17 protein-coding genes are annotated in these 16,241 nt (G+C 62.1%); 14 read left to right on the top strand and 3 right to left on the bottom strand.

The features are described from left to right. Nucleotides 1-155 precede the first annotated feature (155 nt). The 4 genes from ACWHRL_RS12245 (at nucleotide 156) to ACWHRL_RS12230 (ending at nucleotide 2,891) form a co-directional block, all read left to right on the top strand. Nucleotides 156-1,199, top strand: a complete 1,044-nt coding sequence (locus ACWHRL_RS12245; protein WP_447893873.1) for an SDR family oxidoreductase — start codon at nucleotides 156-158, stop codon at nucleotides 1,197-1,199. 71 nt (nucleotides 1,200-1,270) lie between these two features. Further along, a complete protein-coding gene (locus ACWHRL_RS12240; protein WP_447893872.1) occupies nucleotides 1,271-1,675 on the top strand; it encodes a hypothetical protein in 405 nt (134 codons plus the stop codon). 60 nt (nucleotides 1,676-1,735) lie between these two features. Then, the gene (locus ACWHRL_RS12235) at nucleotides 1,736-1,978 is read left to right on the top strand and encodes a hypothetical protein (protein ID WP_447893871.1); all 243 of its coding nucleotides are present in this window, start codon (nucleotides 1,736-1,738) and stop codon (nucleotides 1,976-1,978) included. A 25-nt stretch (nucleotides 1,979-2,003) separates the two neighbouring features. After that, nucleotides 2,004-2,891, top strand: coding sequence for a hypothetical protein (locus tag ACWHRL_RS12230; protein ID WP_447893870.1), 888 nt, complete (start codon nucleotides 2,004-2,006; stop codon nucleotides 2,889-2,891). On the opposite strand, the gene ACWHRL_RS12225 is transcribed toward ACWHRL_RS12230, so the two are convergent. Further along, nucleotides 2,880-3,809 carry a LysR substrate-binding domain-containing protein gene (locus ACWHRL_RS12225; protein WP_447893869.1) on the bottom strand — a complete coding sequence of 310 codons (930 nt, stop codon included), beginning with the start codon at nucleotides 3,807-3,809 and terminating at the stop codon, nucleotides 2,880-2,882. The two genes, ACWHRL_RS12230 and ACWHRL_RS12225, sit on opposite strands and share 12 nt — an antisense overlap. Nucleotides 3,810-3,975: 166 nt before the next feature. Between ACWHRL_RS12225 and ACWHRL_RS12220 the strand changes: the two genes are divergently transcribed. From ACWHRL_RS12220 to ACWHRL_RS12205, 4 genes are read left to right on the top strand one after another with little or no spacing between them, the layout of a single operon-like run. Next, nucleotides 3,976-4,836 carry an SDR family NAD(P)-dependent oxidoreductase gene (locus tag ACWHRL_RS12220; protein ID WP_447893868.1) on the top strand — a complete coding sequence of 287 codons (861 nt, stop codon included), beginning with the start codon at nucleotides 3,976-3,978 and terminating at the stop codon, nucleotides 4,834-4,836. After that, nucleotides 4,823-5,701, top strand: a complete 879-nt coding sequence (locus tag ACWHRL_RS12215) for an SMP-30/gluconolactonase/LRE family protein (protein ID WP_447893867.1) — start codon at nucleotides 4,823-4,825, stop codon at nucleotides 5,699-5,701. The genes ACWHRL_RS12220 and ACWHRL_RS12215 overlap by 14 nt, the downstream gene beginning before the upstream one ends. A gap of 34 nt (nucleotides 5,702-5,735) precedes the next feature. After that, a complete protein-coding gene (locus ACWHRL_RS12210) occupies nucleotides 5,736-6,617 on the top strand; it encodes a dihydrodipicolinate synthase family protein (RefSeq protein ID WP_447893866.1) in 882 nt (293 codons plus the stop codon). Then, complete coding sequence (locus ACWHRL_RS12205) at nucleotides 6,618-7,541, top strand: LysR family transcriptional regulator (protein ID WP_447893865.1); 924 nt, start codon at nucleotides 6,618-6,620, stop codon at nucleotides 7,539-7,541. 16 nt (nucleotides 7,542-7,557) lie between these two features. Here ACWHRL_RS12205 and ACWHRL_RS12200 read toward each other — a convergent pair whose 3' ends face one another. Further along, nucleotides 7,558-8,493 (bottom strand): glycerophosphodiester phosphodiesterase, encoded by a 936-nt coding sequence (locus ACWHRL_RS12200; RefSeq protein ID WP_447893864.1) that lies wholly within the window; start codon nucleotides 8,491-8,493, stop codon nucleotides 7,558-7,560. 289 nt (nucleotides 8,494-8,782) lie between these two features. Here ACWHRL_RS12200 and ACWHRL_RS12195 point away from each other — a divergent pair, with 289 nt between their 5' ends. From ACWHRL_RS12195 to mmuM, 4 genes are all read left to right on the top strand, one after another. Continuing rightward, nucleotides 8,783-9,412, top strand: a complete 630-nt coding sequence (locus tag ACWHRL_RS12195; protein ID WP_447893863.1) for a LysE family translocator — start codon at nucleotides 8,783-8,785, stop codon at nucleotides 9,410-9,412. Nucleotides 9,413-9,464: 52 nt separating this feature from the next. After that, a complete protein-coding gene (locus ACWHRL_RS12190; RefSeq protein ID WP_447893862.1) occupies nucleotides 9,465-10,502 on the top strand; it encodes a DUF2235 domain-containing protein in 1,038 nt (345 codons plus the stop codon). A 239-nt stretch (nucleotides 10,503-10,741) separates the two neighbouring features. Continuing rightward, entirely contained in the window at nucleotides 10,742-12,172 is a 1,431-nt protein-coding gene (locus ACWHRL_RS12185; RefSeq protein ID WP_447893861.1) for an amino acid permease, read from the top strand. Further along, nucleotides 12,169-13,125, top strand: a complete 957-nt coding sequence (gene mmuM, locus ACWHRL_RS12180; RefSeq protein WP_447893860.1) for a homocysteine S-methyltransferase — start codon at nucleotides 12,169-12,171, stop codon at nucleotides 13,123-13,125. Before ACWHRL_RS12185 ends, mmuM begins: the two co-directional genes overlap by 4 nt. A gap of 13 nt (nucleotides 13,126-13,138) precedes the next feature. Here mmuM and ACWHRL_RS12175 read toward each other — a convergent pair whose 3' ends face one another. After that, nucleotides 13,139-14,038 carry a LysR family transcriptional regulator gene (locus ACWHRL_RS12175; RefSeq protein WP_447893859.1) on the bottom strand — a complete coding sequence of 300 codons (900 nt, stop codon included), beginning with the start codon at nucleotides 14,036-14,038 and terminating at the stop codon, nucleotides 13,139-13,141. Nucleotides 14,039-14,156: 118 nt separating this feature from the next. Here ACWHRL_RS12175 and trpB point away from each other — a divergent pair, with 118 nt between their 5' ends. Next, nucleotides 14,157-15,374, top strand: a complete 1,218-nt coding sequence (gene trpB / locus ACWHRL_RS12170) for a tryptophan synthase subunit beta (protein WP_447893858.1) — start codon at nucleotides 14,157-14,159, stop codon at nucleotides 15,372-15,374. Continuing rightward, nucleotides 15,371-16,231, top strand: coding sequence for a tryptophan synthase subunit alpha (trpA, locus tag ACWHRL_RS12165; protein ID WP_447893857.1), 861 nt, complete (start codon nucleotides 15,371-15,373; stop codon nucleotides 16,229-16,231). The genes trpB and trpA overlap by 4 nt, the downstream gene beginning before the upstream one ends. Nucleotides 16,232-16,241: the final 10 nt, after the last annotated feature.

The raw sequence follows: 16,241 nt of genomic DNA, 5'->3' as shown, positions 1-16,241 counted from the left end.
GCGGGGTTCGCACGGGTCCCGCTGCGCGGCGCATCCACTCTGGGTGAGTTTGTGATTTCCTCGATCAAGACTAAAGTCAATAGAGTGCCTGTACGAACGGGACCGCGCTCGAACAACGCAATCGAGCCGCAATGACTTTGGACAAGGAGGTTATGATGAAGCCTATCAACACGTTCGACCCGACACGGCGTAAAGTGGTTGGCGGCCTGGCCACCGGGGTCGCCGCGGCCATGGCCACGCCCGCCTTTGGTCAGTCATCGACTGCTTCAAGTCAGTCCCGCGCGGGGTCCAACGGGGGCGAAGGCGCAAGCGAAGCGCTCAAAATGCAGGACCCCACCAGCCAGTACCCGGCACCGCCGTTTCCCGAACAGCCACAGGAGTGGCCGGGCTTGGCAAGCGAAATGGAGCCGCGACCGGACCACGGCGAAGAGAGCTACCGGGGCAGCGGCCGCCTGGAAGGGCGCCGGGCGCTGATTACCGGCGGTGACTCCGGTATCGGACGCGCCGCCGCCATTGCCTACGCCCGGGAAGGCGCTGACGTGGCGATCAACTACCTCGAAGCGGAGGAGTCCGACGCGCGCGAAGTGATCGAGCTGATCGAAGCGGAAGGGCGCACGGCGGTGGCGATTCCCGGCGACATTCAAAGCGAGGCATTCTGCCGCGAGCTGGTCGAGACCGCGGTGGAGCGCCTGGGCGGTCTGGATATTCTGGTCAACAACGCCGCGCGTCAGCAGTGGAAGCCGTCGATCACCGATATCTCCCACGACGACTTCGATGCCACCATGAAGACGAACCTTTACGCCATGTACTGGATCACCCAGGCGGCGATGGAGCATCTGGAAGCGGGGGCCTCGATCATCAACACCTCCTCGGTAGTAGCCTACGACCCGCCCAAGGTGCTGCTCGACTACTCCATGACCAAGGCGGCGATCATCGCCTTCACCAAAGGCCTGGCCAAACAGGTCGCCGAGCAGGGTATTCGCGTCAACGCCGTGGCACCAGGCCCGTTCTGGACACCGCTGCAGCCCAGCGGCGGTCAGCCGGACGACGCGGTGCAGAACTTCGGCGAAGACACGCCCTTCGGCCGCCCCGGCCAACCGGCGGAGATTGCCGGCATATACGTGCTGCTCGCCTCCCAGGAATCGAGCTTCACCACCGGGCACGTGTATGGCGCGGCAGGGGGCAGTGGTCAGCCCTGATACTGGCTCGGCCTGCGGGGGATGATGGTATATAATGAGCCGCTTAATTATATCCACTCGCAGGCTGCTCGATGGTCCAGATTGTTTATTCCCACCACACCGATGATCGCGAGTTCGTTCATCGCCGGATTACTACCGACCGCTTCGAGACAGCGGGCGACATCATCGATGAGTACCCCTATCAGCGCGAAGCCGAAATGTTCGAGGAGCTGGGCGAAGGGGGCGGTTTGGAGTTCCTGCTGGGCGATCTCAAGGACCAGCACGCGCACTACCATTTCATTCCCGTCGAGGCGGACAAGGGCATTCTCGATCTTTCCATCGTCGCTAAAAAAGGCGTTTTCAATCTTCTGGGCCGTCAGGCGCTGATCCGACACTTCTATCTTGTAACGCCCGATACCGCCAAAACGCATATTCAGGAGCTCTTCGAGCACTCCGTCGAATTTCTGTATGAAAAGCACCGCCCCTTCAAAAACTGATCCCGGCTTTCACCTTCAAGCTTCGATTGATCCAATCCAGTGCCCAGTGAGGGGCTTTCAATGACGTATCACGGCGCGATCATCGACGAGCGCTTGATGACCGACCACGAATACGCCTATGCGAAAAAAGTCGTGGCCGGGCATCGCTACCTCTTCTGGTTTTTGATGGGCAGCGGCGTCATCACGTTTTGCATGGGGGCGGGGCTTCCGATCGCTTTCAGCATGGGGTCGCTAACGCTCGATTGGATCGGATTTTCGCTCCTCGCGTTTCTGACGCTGGCGCCGATGATCACCGAGGAATAAGCACGAAAAATAGACACCAGAGATCATGAAAAAACAGGTACCCAACAACGATGCCGCAAGCGACGAGGTGAAGACGCTTGGTCAGCGTGACATGACGGCATACGAGCGGTTTCACGTAAGGCAGGTGGCGCTTTACAAGCGAATGGGGCTTCACGTCACCGCACTGGTCGGCGCGGTTTTCGGGCTGATGGGCATCGCGCTTTTAGTGCTTGCGCTGGGGCTTTTGATCCGCTTTCAGATCGTGGGCTTTTTGATCGCGGCGGCCACGACAGGGCTTCTGGGATATGTCGCGCGAGGGATGATCCGCGAAGGCACCAAGCGAAGGCTCAAAACGGCTACTCAGGTGAAAATGATCAAGGGCGTAATGGAGCAGCAGGCGGTCAGCTATGCCACCTATAACGGCAGAACCACTCTGTATTTCCATAGTATCGGCGACTTCGAGTTCATTCGGCCACTGGATACGGAAGTCATTTTCATGTTCTTGGTCGGGAAGCCCTTCGAGGCGCACGTGGTCGAGCTATCTTTTGAGACGCCCGACGGGGCGCCACTGGCGTTGAGAAAAAAGCGCGAGGCCATACTGCTCAAGCTTGCGAGCGAGGAGGGGGATGAGATAAAGGTCGACATCGACGGCGTCTATACCCGATACGGCCGACGCTATTTCTATCGCTACTTCCTGGCCCACGCGTTGATCATCGGGCCTTCGATACTGTTGAGCCTGGTGCTGATGATCCGTTACTCGGTTCCGCTCGCCGATGCTTACGGGCTCGGGTTATTTACCGGGTTGTTGGCCATCTTCGTGCCCATTGCCATCGCCTTCGCCGCCGGGTCGCTGGTCTATTTCCTGTGTTTGAGGCTTCGCAAGCTGATCAACCCCGATTACGTCAAAACCCACGAGGAGCGGCTAAAGGGGTAGAACCTTTTCACCCACCTGAAACGCGAGCCGGCCGATGAAATCCTCGACCAGTGGCGAAGTGTTCTCGCGATGCCAATTCACGTTGAGCGCCAGAGTCGAATCGGGCCCGCCCGAAAGCGGCGCCAGCGCGCAAAACACGACCCCGTCCAAACGTATTGATCGCGCGAGCGAGGCGGGCACCAGCGCAACGCCCAGCCCGCTGGCCACCAGCCCCAGCAGAGTATGAAGCTGGGCGGCCTCCTGCTTGATGACGGGAGAGAATCCCGCCGCCTGGCAAAGTGCCATCATTTGATGGTGGTAGCCCGACCCCAGTGCGCGCGGCGTGAACACGAAATCGGCCTTGGCAAACGCGCTTAACGCAACCGGCCCGCCCCTGGCGGCACTAGCCGCGCCCGGGTGGTCAGCGGGCAGCGCCAGTTTGATCTCCTCTTTCAGTACCTGGCGGGATTCGATCATCGGCGGCAGCGGCAATTCGCGCATCAGCGCCACGTCCACCTCACCGGATAACAGCGCATCGCGTTGACTAGCCGAAGGCATTTCGCGGATGACGAGCTCTACCTCGGGCAGGGTGGTGCGAAAGTCGCGCAGCGCCTCGAGCACCGGGGCGTAGCCGGCAAGCGATAGCGTGGCCACCGTCAGCTTTCCAGCCACGCCCTGGGCCACGCGGCGCGCCCGGCCAATGCCGCTATCGAGTTGCTCGAAGGTGGCGTAAGCGGTATCGAGAAACGCGCGACCGGCCGGGGTCAGGGTCACGCTTCGCCGGCTGCGGAGAAAAAGCGCAAAGCCTAGGCGCTCTTCGAGCCTCGCAATGGCCTGGCTCAAGGGCGGCTGAGCCATGTGCAGCCGCGCGGCGGCCCGGTGGAAATGGAGTTCTTCCGCCACGACGATGAACTGCTTGAGCAGGCGGGTTTCGATCATTGAAGGGTCTCGTCAGTAGGGGCCGCGATCCTGATACTTTAAATGATCGTTTAGGTCATCGGTAATATCGTGTACGTATCACATGCGCTTGCGATTAATATTAGATAAAAATAATTCAAAGCGTACCTTGATGGTGTTCACACACGCCAGATCGAGGAGACGAAGCATGTCATTTCAAGGCAAGACAGCCATCATTACCGGCGGCGGCCGGGGGCTCGGCTGGGCCTACGCCCGGGAGCTCGCCCGCGCTGGGGCGAACGTCGTGATTAGCGATAGCGGGGCTGGACGGGACGGCGACGGCAGCGACGCCACTGTGGTCGAAAAGGCAGCGGCGGCGCTCGAGCGGGAAGGGTATCGCGTCATCGCCCACCATGGGTCGCTGGAGGAGGAAGCCGAGTGTCGGGCGCTCATCGAGCGCACCCAGGCCACGTTCGGTGGGCTGGATATCATCATCCACAACGCCGGCTGGGTCGGCTACCAGGCAATTGAGCACGCCGGGGCGGCGTTTCTCGAGCGCTCGCTGGCCATCAATGTCTGGGCGCCGACCTGGCTTGCCAAACACGCCTGGCCTTATCTCAAGATGTCTTCGGCCCCGCGCATCGTGCTGACCACGTCTGACCGCGCCATGTACCTGGGCTACGGCCAGAAGGGCCTGGCCGCCTACGCGGCGGGCAAGATGGCCCAGGTCGGCCTCATGAATGCGCTGGCATTCGAAGGCGCGGAGCACGCCATTTTGGTGAACGCTGTCTCGCCGGTGGCCAGAACGCGCATGTGGGGCGAAACCGGTACACCGTCGGATCTCAAGCCCGAATGGGTGACGCCGGGGGTGTTGTATCTGGCAAGCGAGTCGTGCCAGGACAGCGGCTATATCCTGCGCGCCAGCAACGGCCAGTTCAGCGCCACCCGGTTCGAGGAGAGCGTCGGCGTCGACTACCCGCGAGATTTGAACCGCGTGCGTGCGGCCAGCATCGACGAGGTGGCCGAGCGGTGGAACGCGATCAAGGAGCGCGCCCATGCATATCGGTAACCTGAGCCGATGGGCAGAGGTGGGGGCCGAGCTTGGCGAAAGCCCGGTCTGGGATGAGCGCACCGGCACGCTCTATTTCGTCGATATCACTGGCGGGCGCCTATACGCTTTTGAACCAGGCGGCGGGCTTCAGACGCGCTACACGTCGCGCCAGCCCATCGGCGCGCTGGCGCTCACCGAAACAAGTGATCTGATATTCGCCGAAGGCTCGCGGGTCGCGCTGCTCGACCGTCAGACTCGTCACGTTACCCGAACCTCGGAGACGGTAAGCACGGCCCCGAATCACCGCTTCAACGACGGCGCCTGCGACCCCCAGGGGCGCTTCGTGAGCGGTTTGATGGATCAAGACCACGCAAGCGGAAGCGGACGGCTTTACAGCTTCGATGAGCGGCTAACGCCCACGCGCATTCATGAGGGCATGGGCCTGCCCAACGGCCTGGCGTGGAACCGGGCGGGGAGCCTTTACTTCGTGGACTCCGTGGCGCGGCGCATTCTGCAGGCGGACTACTCGCCGAGCACCGGCGCCCTGAGCAATATCGCTACCTTCGCGGAGACCCCAGCTCATCTTGGGCGACCCGACGGGCTCGCCATGGATGTGGAAGGCGGCATCTGGGTGTGCCAGTTCAACGGCGCCTGCTTGCTGCGCTATGACGCTTATGGTGAACTGACCGATAGATTACCGGCGCCCGTGCCCCGGCCCACCAGCTGCTGCTTCGGGGGCGACGACATGAAGACGCTTTTCGTGACCTCCGCCCGGTTTGGCATGAGCGCGGAGGCGCTCGAACGCTACCCCGAGTCGGGCGATCTGTTCGCGGTGCGCCTGCCCATAGCCGGCGAGCCGCGCTATCGTTTCAAGGCACATTAGCCCGCCCATTCGTTTCATAGTGAAGGAGAACCCCATGTTCAGCGGCCTGAGTGCCTTTCCGTTAACGCCCATGGACGAGCAGGGTATCCGCGAAGATGAATTCGTCGCCCTGATCCAGCGCCTGGCGGCGGCGCGGGTGGACTCCATCGGCGTGCTGGGCTCCACCGGGAGCTACGTTTACCTCTCCAGAGAGGAGCGCGCGCGTGTTACACGGCTGGCGGTGGAAAGCGCCGGTGACCTACCTGTGATGGCGGGCATCGGGGCGCTGCGCACCCGCGACGTGTTGGCGCTGGCGGAAGACGCCCAGAAGGCCGGGGCGAGCGGCGTGCTGCTGGCACCGGTGTCGTATCAAACGCTCACCGAGGACGAAGTGTTCCGCCACTATAAAACGGTGTGCGAAACGCTTAGCGTGCCGCTCTGCGTCTACGACAACCCCGGTACCACGCACTTCACCTTCAGTGACGAGCTGCATGGTCGTATTGCCGAACTCTCCCAAGTGAAGTCGATCAAGATACCGCCGGTGGCAGGCGATATCGACGCGGTTAGTGCGCGCATCACACGGCTGCGCGCTTTGATTTCCGACGATGTCACTCTTGGCATTAGTGGCGACTTCGTCGCAGCCACCGCCCTGACTGCCGGCTGCGACGGTTGGTATTCGGTGCTCGGCGGTCTGCTTCCGGAAAAAGCGCTGGCCATTACCCGCGCCGCCCAGGCAGGCAATGCCGAAAAAGCTCAGCGCCTGTCCAGCGAGCTCGAGCCGCTTTGGGCGCTCTTTCGCGAACACGGAAGCCTTAGGGTCATCGCGACCGCGGCGGAGCTAATGGGGCGGGTCAATGCGCCGTGTTTGCCGCTGCCGCTCAAAACCCTCGAAGGTCCTCACCGGGAAAACCTCGCCCAGGTGGTCGAGGCGCTATAGATGACGGGGCAAAAGAACGGGCCAGGCGGCTCTGTCGAAAAGACCCTGCCGCGCAGCTGGGTGTGGGACGATACCCGCGCCTTTCTGGCCGTAGCGCGCCACGGCACCTTGAGCGGGGCGGCGATGGAGCTTCATCTGGGTCTTGCCACGCTCTCTCGACGCATCGAGCGTCTCGAGCACGCGCTCGATGTGGCGCTTTTCATCCGCCTGCAGTCGGGGTACCGGCTGACCGAGGAGGGCGCCGGGCTTTTACAGAGTGCCGAAGCGATGGAGGCGGCGGCCGCCGCTTTCACTACCGGCGCGGCCCACCCTGCGCGGCTTACGGGAACGGTGCGTTTGGCCACGGCGGAGAATCTCGCCACCGAGCTGGTTCTGCCTGCGCTACCCGAATTCTACCGGCAATACCCGGGCATTCATCTCGAACTCGTCACCGATATTGCCGCGCTCAATCTGCATCGGCGGGATGCCGACCTGGCGCTTCGCATGGTCAGGCCGACCCGGGGTAACGTAACGCTGCGCCGATTGGGCACGCTTGGCTACGGGGTTTACGCCAGCGCCGAGGTCGCTGGGCAGCGGCGTACCGATATCAGCGAGAACGCTTTTATTACCTGGAGCGAAGAGTACGCCCACCTGCCAGCAGCCCAGTGGTGTGCACGTATATTGGAAGGACGCGCGCCGGCGCTAACCACCACCTCTGTCGCTACCCAGGTGGCGGCGGCCAAAGCGGGGTTGGGCCATGCCGTGCTGCCACACATCGTGGCGTCAAGCGCGGGGCTCGAATGCGTGGCAAGCGACATCGGCGTGACCCAACCCATCTATCTGGTCAGCCAGAGCGATCTTGGCCAAACCGGGCGGGTTCGCGCCGTAGCGGATTTTCTGACCGAGCTGGTCAGCCGCCATCAGGAAAGGCTGAGCGGCCGATAGCCGCACTTCTCAAGCATCACTCGGTCAGTTCGATCAGCCGATCCGGGTAGTTGGTGAACAGGCCATCGACGCCCCAGTCGAGCAGGTGCTGCATGTCATCAAACTCGTTGACCGTGTAGATATGCACTGCCAGGTCGTTGTCCTGGGCGCGGCGAACGTACTCCTCGTCGATCACCTCTTCGCCGTCATAAATATAGTTGGTGCCCAAACCGACCGCGTACTCGGCCACCGCTTGAAAATCCTCGTCGGTGGTGTCCTGAGGGGCCGGGGTGACGCCGGTCCACTCGCTCAGTTGGCCGTCGTTTTCATCGTCCGGGGAGTACCACACGAGCTGAATCAGCGGAATATCCGCGTTCAGGTCGTGAATTTTCAGAAGACTTTCCTGATCGAAGGATTGGATCAGCACGCGCCCGGTGTTGATCATGTCGTACGCTTCCAGGCGGCGCACCAGGCCCTCTTCTACGCCCGGGTTGAGTTCCGGCGACTTGGTTTCCAGATAAAACCGGGCATCCTCGCCGAAGCGGTTGAGTACTTCTTCCAGCGTGAGAATCTGCGCGCCTTCGAAGGCTTCATCGGCAAGCGCCGGGTTTTCCTCGTTGAACCAGGCGCCGGTATCCAGCTCTTTCAGCTCGGCCAGGGTGTGATCGTTGATATGGCCTTCGCCGTCGCTGGTACGCTCGAGGGTGTCATCGTGAAAAGCGACCAGCTCGCCATCAGCGGTCATCTGGATATCGAGTTCCAGGTAATCCGCGCCCCATTCGTGGGCCAGTTCCAAGGCGGCCATGCTGCTTTCCGGCGCATGGCCGCTGGCGCCGCGGTGGGCAATGACCTGAAACGACTGCAGATCCTTTAGCTGTTGCTCCAGCGGCGTGGTGTCGGCCAGCACGCTTGGGGAAACCAGAGCACCTGCTAAAAGACCCAAAGGCAGGGAAACGATCGCAAGACGTTGCATGATCAATCCTTTTATTGAATATACGATCAATGACCCTACAGGGTTTTAAGGGGCTTTCCAAACCACGGCTCAGCGTGGCCCGCATCACGCCCATCGGCCAGGCACTCGATCAGCACTTGCGCTTTTTTAGGTGGGTGAGGCGAAGGGTTGGAATCGGCCTGTAGCGTCGTCTTAATAAAGATCAGTTTTTGCTTGTTTAAGTCCACACCCGGTTTGGGGTGTGGTTGAATGAGAGGTTATTCACTTTGGCTTGAAAAGCCGCACCCAAACCGATTACAAGGAGCCGTGCGTGGACGCGCTGACCTGGTTGACCTATGTAGGCGTTATTTTTGCCCTGATCATCTTTCCCGGCCCGGTCGCACTTTTATGCACCAGCCACGGGCTTAAATTCGGCCGAAAGCAGACCACTGCGACGGTGTTGGGCGGAGTATCTGCCTCCCTGGTGTTGATGATGGTCTCTTCGCTAGGTTTGGGCGCGGTTCTGGCGGCGTCGGAACACGCCTTTTATATCCTGAAGCTCGTGGGCGGGGCGTATCTGATCTACCTGGGCATTGCCGCCTGGCGGGACGCCTCGGGCCTGGCGCTCGAAAATCCAACGCCCGAGGGGCGCCCGGGGATGTCGGTGAAAACGCTCTTTCGCCGGGGCTTTACCGTGGGCATTAGCAATCCCAAGGATCTGCTCTTTTTTGCCGCGCTGTTTCCCAACTTCATCGATGTGAGCCAACCCCAGTTCATTCAGTTCATTATTCTTGCGTTGACCTGGCTTGCAATCGATTTCACGCTTATGTCGACCTATGCGGGTCTTGGCTCCAGCATTAGCCGCTGGTTTCAAAGCCCGCGCCGCTACAAGCGGTTCAACCGGGCGACCGGCGGCCTGTTCATGGCCGCCGGCGGCACGCTGATCGCCTCGAACCAGTAGGCAGCGTTAACGCTGGTGATGCTCACTCGCCCGGGCGTCAAGGAGTGACACTTTGGCCAATCTCGTCATCTGTGCCGACGGCACCTGGAATCATCCCGAAGAAGACCTGGAAGAGGATCATCCGACCAACGTATTGAAGCTGGCGCGAGCCATTTCGCCGTTTAGCGGCGAGGCGCGCCAGCACGTCTCCTACGGCTGGGGCGTGGGCTCCCACGATAATCGGCTGACCGGCGCGCTGACCGGCGCCGGGATCGAAAAGAACATCATCGATGGCTACCGCTACATCGTTCAAAATTACGCCCCGGGCGACGATATCTACCTGTTCGGCTTTAGCCGCGGCGCCTATAACGTGCGTGCCTTGAGCGGGCTGATCAATAATTGCGGCATTCTGAAGCGCTCAGAGGCGGACCGGATCACCCAGGCCTGGGAGATGTACCGGGACGACGCCGACGAAAACTGGCCCGGTGGGGAGGCCGCCAAGGCGTTTCGCGAGGCCTATTGCCACCCCTCGCGGCGGGTTCACTTCATTGGCGTGTGGGACACCGTAGGCGCACTCGGTATACCGCTGAGCCTGTTGGGTGGGCTCTTCAATCACGACCACGAATTTTACGACACCAAGATGGGTAGCAATATCGCCACCGCCCGCCATGCGCTTGCCGTTGATGAAAAGCGCGAGGACTTCGAGCCCACGCTTTGGGAGGCCCGCGAAGGCATCGATTTGAAACAGGTGTGGTTTGCTGGCGTGCATAGCGACGTAGGCGGCGGCAAAGCACCGGATGACAACGGCCGGCAGGCCTCGGATACGCCGCTTAAGTGGATGGCAAACGAAGCGCGGGCCGCGGGGTTGGCCATCGAACCTCATTTGTTCGAGGAACTGACCGATGGCAGTCAAGCAGTGCTCAATGAATCGCGTAAACACGTGTACCGGTTAAGGGGCAAGCTCGACCGTCCGCTGGTCAACGAAAGCAAGCCCACGGCCATTCATTTTAGTGTCAAAGCCCGTTTCGAGCGCGACGAAAGTTACCGGCCCCCCAGGCTCGAGGCGCTGGTAGAAGAGCGCGGCTGGGAGGGTATCGTGCTAGAGCACTAGGCGTATTTTAGTAGGCCTTCTCGGAGCAACCCGGGCTCGCCCGTTCGTGCCGGGTATCACTTAAAGCAACCTGCTGGCCGCTCTTGCTGCCGGGCCAATAGTGCACTTGGTATGCTATCGAAGAATATAAGATTCGATTTTAATTCCTTTTTGACCACTTGAATTTGCACTAATATAGCGCGCCACACCCGTTGGACCGCAGGCCTTCAGAGGCCGCTATGCAAATATCAGGATCGATCATGAGTGAGCAAGAGGGCGCGCACTTCAAGCGCAGTATGCAGACGCGCCATTTGGTGATGTTGTCGCTGGGCGGCGTCATTGGTACCGGGCTTTTTCTAAGCTCTGGCTATACCGTGCAGCAGGCCGGGCCCACGGGCGCGGTATTGGCGTATCTGGTGGGCGGTATCGTCGCTTGGCTCGTGATGATGTGCCTGGGCGAGCTTGCCGTGCATATGCCGGACTCCGGCGCGTTCAGCGCCCACGCCAGCCGCTATATCGGCCCTGGTACCGGCTACATGGTGGCCTGGATGTACTGGCTGACCTGGACGGTGGCGCTGGGCTCGGAGTTTACCGCCGCGGCGGTGTTCATGGGGCGCTGGTTTCCCGATATTCCCGGCTGGTACTGGAGCGGGCTATTCGCGGCGATCGTGTTTGGCGTCAACGCCTTTACCTCGCGCTTTTTTGCCGAGTCCGAGTTCTGGCTTTCGTTGATCAAGGTGATCGCGGTGGTGGTGTTCGTCATCGTCGGCGCCGGCGCGATCATCGGCTGGGTGCCGCTGCAGGATGCAAGCGGCGCTAGTGTGGCATCCCCTGGGCTTTCGGCTTTTTGGGGCGAGGGCGCTATGTCACCGAGTCTCTTGGCTATCGGTACCACCTTGCTGGCGGTGATGTTTGCGTTTTCCGGTACCGAGCTCATCGGCATTGCTGCCGGTGAAACCGTCGACCCGGGGCGCAACGTACCCAAAGCGATCCGCGCCACGCTTTGGCGGCTCATTCTGTTTTTCGTGGGCACCATCATCGTGATTGCCGCGCTCTTACCGCAAAGCCAGGCCGGGCTGAGCCAAAGCCCGTTCGTCGCGGTGTTTCAGCGCCTGGGCGTGCCGGGGGCGGCGGACATCATGAACTTCGTGATCATCACCGCGCTGCTCTCGGCGGCCAACTCCGGGCTTTACGCCTCATCGCGTATGCTTTGGACGCTTTCCGATCAAGGCACGCTGCCCCCGGCGCTTGGCCGGCTCAACAAGCGCGGTATTCCCATGAACGCGCTACTGCTCAGCATGATCGGCGGTTTCGGCGCGCTGTTCTCGAGCGTTTACGCGCCGGAAACCGTCTACCTGGTGCTGGTGTCGATTTCGGGCCTCGCCGTGGTGGTGGTGTGGATGGCGATCGCCATCAGCCAGCTCAACTTTCGCCGCCAGTTCCTGCGTGAAGGCGGCCGCCTTGAAGACCTGGTCTACCGCACGCCGTTCTACCCCTGGGTGCCGCTGATCGCGTTCGCGGCGTGCCTGGCGGCGTGCATCGGTATCGCGTTTGATCCGCAGCAGCGCGTCGCGCTCTACTTTGGCGTGCCGTTCATCGCGCTTTGTTACCTGGTGCACTACGTGCGCCACCGCGCGGCGCCGCCAACCGCGATAGACACAGCTACCGCCACCGAGGAGAAAAGCATATGAGCGAGTCGAACCCAATCAAGGCCCTGCTGGCGGATGCGCCTTTCATGGTGATCGACGGGGCGCTGGCCACCGAGCTCGAGGCGCTGGGCTGTGATCTCAACGATAGCCTCTGGTCGGCGCGCCTTTTAAGCCAGGCGCCGGAGAAGATTCGCCAGGTGCATCAGGCGTATTTCGAAGCCGGGGCGGACTGCGCGATTACCGCAAGCTACCAGGCAACGATCCCCGGTTTCATGCAGGCGGGGCTAAGCGAGGTGCAGGCGCGCGCGCTGATCACGCGCTCGGTCACGCTGGCCCGTGAAGCCCGCGATGCGGTGTGGCAGCCCGGCCAAACCGACCGGCCCCAACCACTGGTGGCGGCCTCGGTCGGGCCTTACGGCGCCTATCTTGCCGACGGCAGCGAGTACCGGGGCGGGTATGAGCTGGACCGGGCCGGGCTCGTTGATTTTCACCGTGTGCGTTTTGAGCTTCTACTAAAAGCAGGCGCCGATGTGCTGGCCGTGGAGACGCTGCCGTCTCTGGAGGAAGCGTTGGCGATCACCGATTTGTTGGCCGAAAACCCCGGCGCTCAGGCCTGGATCACCTTTTCGGCGAAGGACGGCGAACACATCAGCGACGGTACGCCGATCGAGGCGTGTGCGGCGGCGCTGGCGGGCTGCCCGGGCGTGGCGGCCATTGGTGTGAACTGCACCGCGCTTGCGCATATCGAATCGCTGATCAAGGCGATCAAGCGCGCCTGCGATTTGCCGGTGTTGGTTTACCCCAACTCCGGCGAGGTGTACGACCCGGTGACCAAAACCTGGCACCCTGTGCCCTGCGATCACACCAGCGCGCCTTCCGGGCTTGCCCAGGGCGCCGAGCAGTGGCTGGCCGCGGGCGCTTCCGGCATTGGCGGGTGTTGCCGCACTACACCTGCGGATATCCAAGCGCTAGCCGCGTGGCGGCGCGCGCTTTAGGCCAACTGACGCTTCAAGGCGCTGGCTCGTTCAGCGCCTGCTTGAACCAGGCCGCCAGCCTGTCACCGGCCCGCGGGCTCGTTTGGCTCGGTAGCCATAAACAGAGCCGGGCAGGGGTTTCCACGCTGCCCCAGGGCGCCACCAGTCGTCCGCTTTTCAAGTCGTCCTCCACCAGCAGTTTGGGCGCAATGGCCACGCCCAGCCCCGCGGCTGCGGCTTCCATCAGGTAGTAAAGGTGATCGAACCCCTGGCCTTTCGTAAGCGCCTCGCTTAAACGCCCCTCTTCGAGCCCCTTGGCGCTTGCCCAGGCGGGCCAGGCCTGGGGGCGCGAGGCGGTGTAGAGAAGCGGCGCGTTATAAAGCGTGGCGGGCTTGTTAGAGTCGAGGCGGGCGGCGACCTCCGGGGTTGCCACTGCGCAAATCTCCTCGACCATTAGCTCGATCACCTCACCCTGCACGGGCCAGGGCGGCTCGATAAAGCCAAGCGTTGCGCTGGTGCTCTGTTGGACGAGCTGCTCGGTTTCGCTGACCACCACCTGCAGGTTGAGTTCGGGCAGGGCGCTCTTCAGGCGGCCAAGCCGGGGGATCAGCCAGCGTGCCAGCAGGCTGCCCGGGCAAGCCAGGGTGAAGGGCGCGCCGTCGATCTCACGCTTGAGAAGAGCGCAACTATCGCGCAGCCGCCCAAACGCTTCACCCAGCCCGCTTTGCAGCGTCTCGCCGTGGTGGGTCAGCGTAATGCCGCGGCCCGCCTTCCCAAAAAGCGCCGTGCCGAAGTGTTCGTCCAGGCTTTTGAGCTGGCGGCTGACCGCGCCGTGGGTCACGCTGAGCTCGTTAGCGGCGGCGGTTACGCTGCCCAGCCGGGCAGTGGCTTCGAATGCGCGCAGCGCGCTTAACGGCGGCAGGCTCTGGTGCATGGTAATCTCGAAATGGTTGATTAAAACTCACAGGTAACCGATATCTTATCGATTTTTATCGCGGCGTGCCCGGGTTAGCGTAAAGCCACTACTTTCTCTTTCGGCATTCGAGGTCGTGATGAACCAACCCTTTACTCCACCCGCCAGCCTGCCCGATGGCAACGGCATGTTCGGAAGCTTCGGCGGCCGTTTCGTCGCGGAAACGCTGATGCCGCTGATCAATGAGCTGCGGGACGAGTACGCCGCAGCCAAGAACGATCCGGAATTTCAGCGAAAGCTTGCCTATTTTCAAAACGACTACGTGGGCCGTCCTAGCCCGCTTTACTTCGCCGAGCGGCTGACCGAGCACTTTGGCGGTGCCCGCATCTACTTAAAGCGCGAGGAGCTCAACCACACCGGCGCGCACAAGATCAACAACTGCATCGGCCAGGTGCTGCTGGCCAAGCAGATGGGCAAAAAGCGCATCATCGCCGAGACCGGCGCGGGCATGCACGGTGTGGCCACCGCCACCGTGGCGGCGCGTTTTGGAATGTCGTGTGTGATCTACATGGGCACCACGGATATCGAACGCCAGCAGCCCAACGTGTTCCGCATGAAGCTATTGGGCGCGCAGGTGATCCCCGTCACCTCCGGCACCGGCACGCTGAAAGACGCCATGAACGAGGCCCTGCGCGACTGGGTGACCAATGTCGACGACACCTTCTACATTATCGGCACCGTGGCAGGCCCCCACCCGTACCCAGCCATGGTGCGCGATTTCCAGGCGGTGATCGGTCATGAAACCCGCCGCCAAATGCAGGAGAAAGAAGGGCGCCTGCCGGACTCGCTGGTAGCCTGCATTGGCGGTGGCTCCAACGCCATGGGGCTTTTTCACCCGTTCCTTGGCGATGACAGCGTGCAGATGATTGGCGTGGAAGCCGGCGGCAAGGGCGTGAGTACGGGCAAACACGCCGCCAGCCTGAACGGCGGCACGCCCGGCGTTTTACATGGCAACCGCACGTTTTTGCTGCAAGACGAGGACGGCCAGATTATTGACGCCCACTCGATTTCCGCAGGGCTCGATTACCCCGGCATCGGCCCCGAGCACGCCTGGCTTCACGAGCAGGGCCGGGTCGAGTACGTCTCGGCCACCGACGATAAAGCGCTGGAGGCCTTTCAGATTTGCTGCCAGCAAGAAGGCATCATCCCGGCGCTTGAAACCGCCCACGCCCTGGCCGAAGTGGCCAAACGCGCGCCCACGCTTCCCCGCGAGCACCTGATGGTCGTCAACTTAAGCGGCCGTGGCGATAAAGACATGATGAGCGTCGCGCACTACCTGGGAGATAAATTCAAATGAGTCACGCTGCTCACCATAAGCCCACCTCGCGCCTGCAAAACTGCTTTGCCGCGCTGAAAGAAGACAACCGCCCGGCGCTGGTCAGTTACCTGACCGCCGGGGACCCGGACGCCGACACCTCGCGGCGTTTGCTACACGGCCTGCCGGAAGCGGGGGTAGATATCATCGAGCTGGGTATGCCGTTCAGCGACCCCATGGCCGACGGCCCCGCCATTCAAAAAGCCGCCCTGCGCGCGCTCGATGGTGGCCAGACCCAGGCCAAAACCCTTGAGATGGTGCGCCGCTTTCGTGAAGAAAACGCCACCACGCCGATCGTGCTGATGGGCTACTACAATCCCATCTTCTGCTACGGCGTCGAGCGCTTTTTGACCGACGCCGCGCGCGCCGGAGTGGATGGCCTGATCGTGGTGGATCTACCGCCGGAGCACGACGACGAGCTCTGCCAGCCCGCCGCCCGCCACGGCATCGACTTCATCCGCCTGGCCACGCCCACCACCGACGCCAAACGTCTGCCCACAGTGCTGGCCAATGCCTCCGGCTTTATCTACTACGTCTCCGTGGCCGGTGTGACCGGCGCCGGTGCGGCCACGCCGGAAAGTGTCGAGCGCGCGGTCGCCGACCTAAAACGCCATACCCGGCTACCCATCGGCGTGGGCTTCGGTATTCGCACCCCGGAACAGGCCGCGACCATCGGGCGCTTCAGCGACGCCGTGGTGGTAGGCTCCGCGCTGGTCGACCGTATCGAGCAGGCCAGTACCGCTGACGAGGCGGTGAGCGAGGTGCACGGCCTTGTGCGTGAACTGGCGACGAGCGTGCGCCGCTGCCGCGAAGAAGCCCGCGAGCCGCAAATCAGTTAATTGATACGTG

The sequence above is a fragment of the Vreelandella sp. GE22 genome (assembly GCF_968212445.1).
The sequence above is the reverse complement of the archived record's forward strand: the minus strand, read 5'-3'. Positions and strand labels throughout refer to the sequence as shown.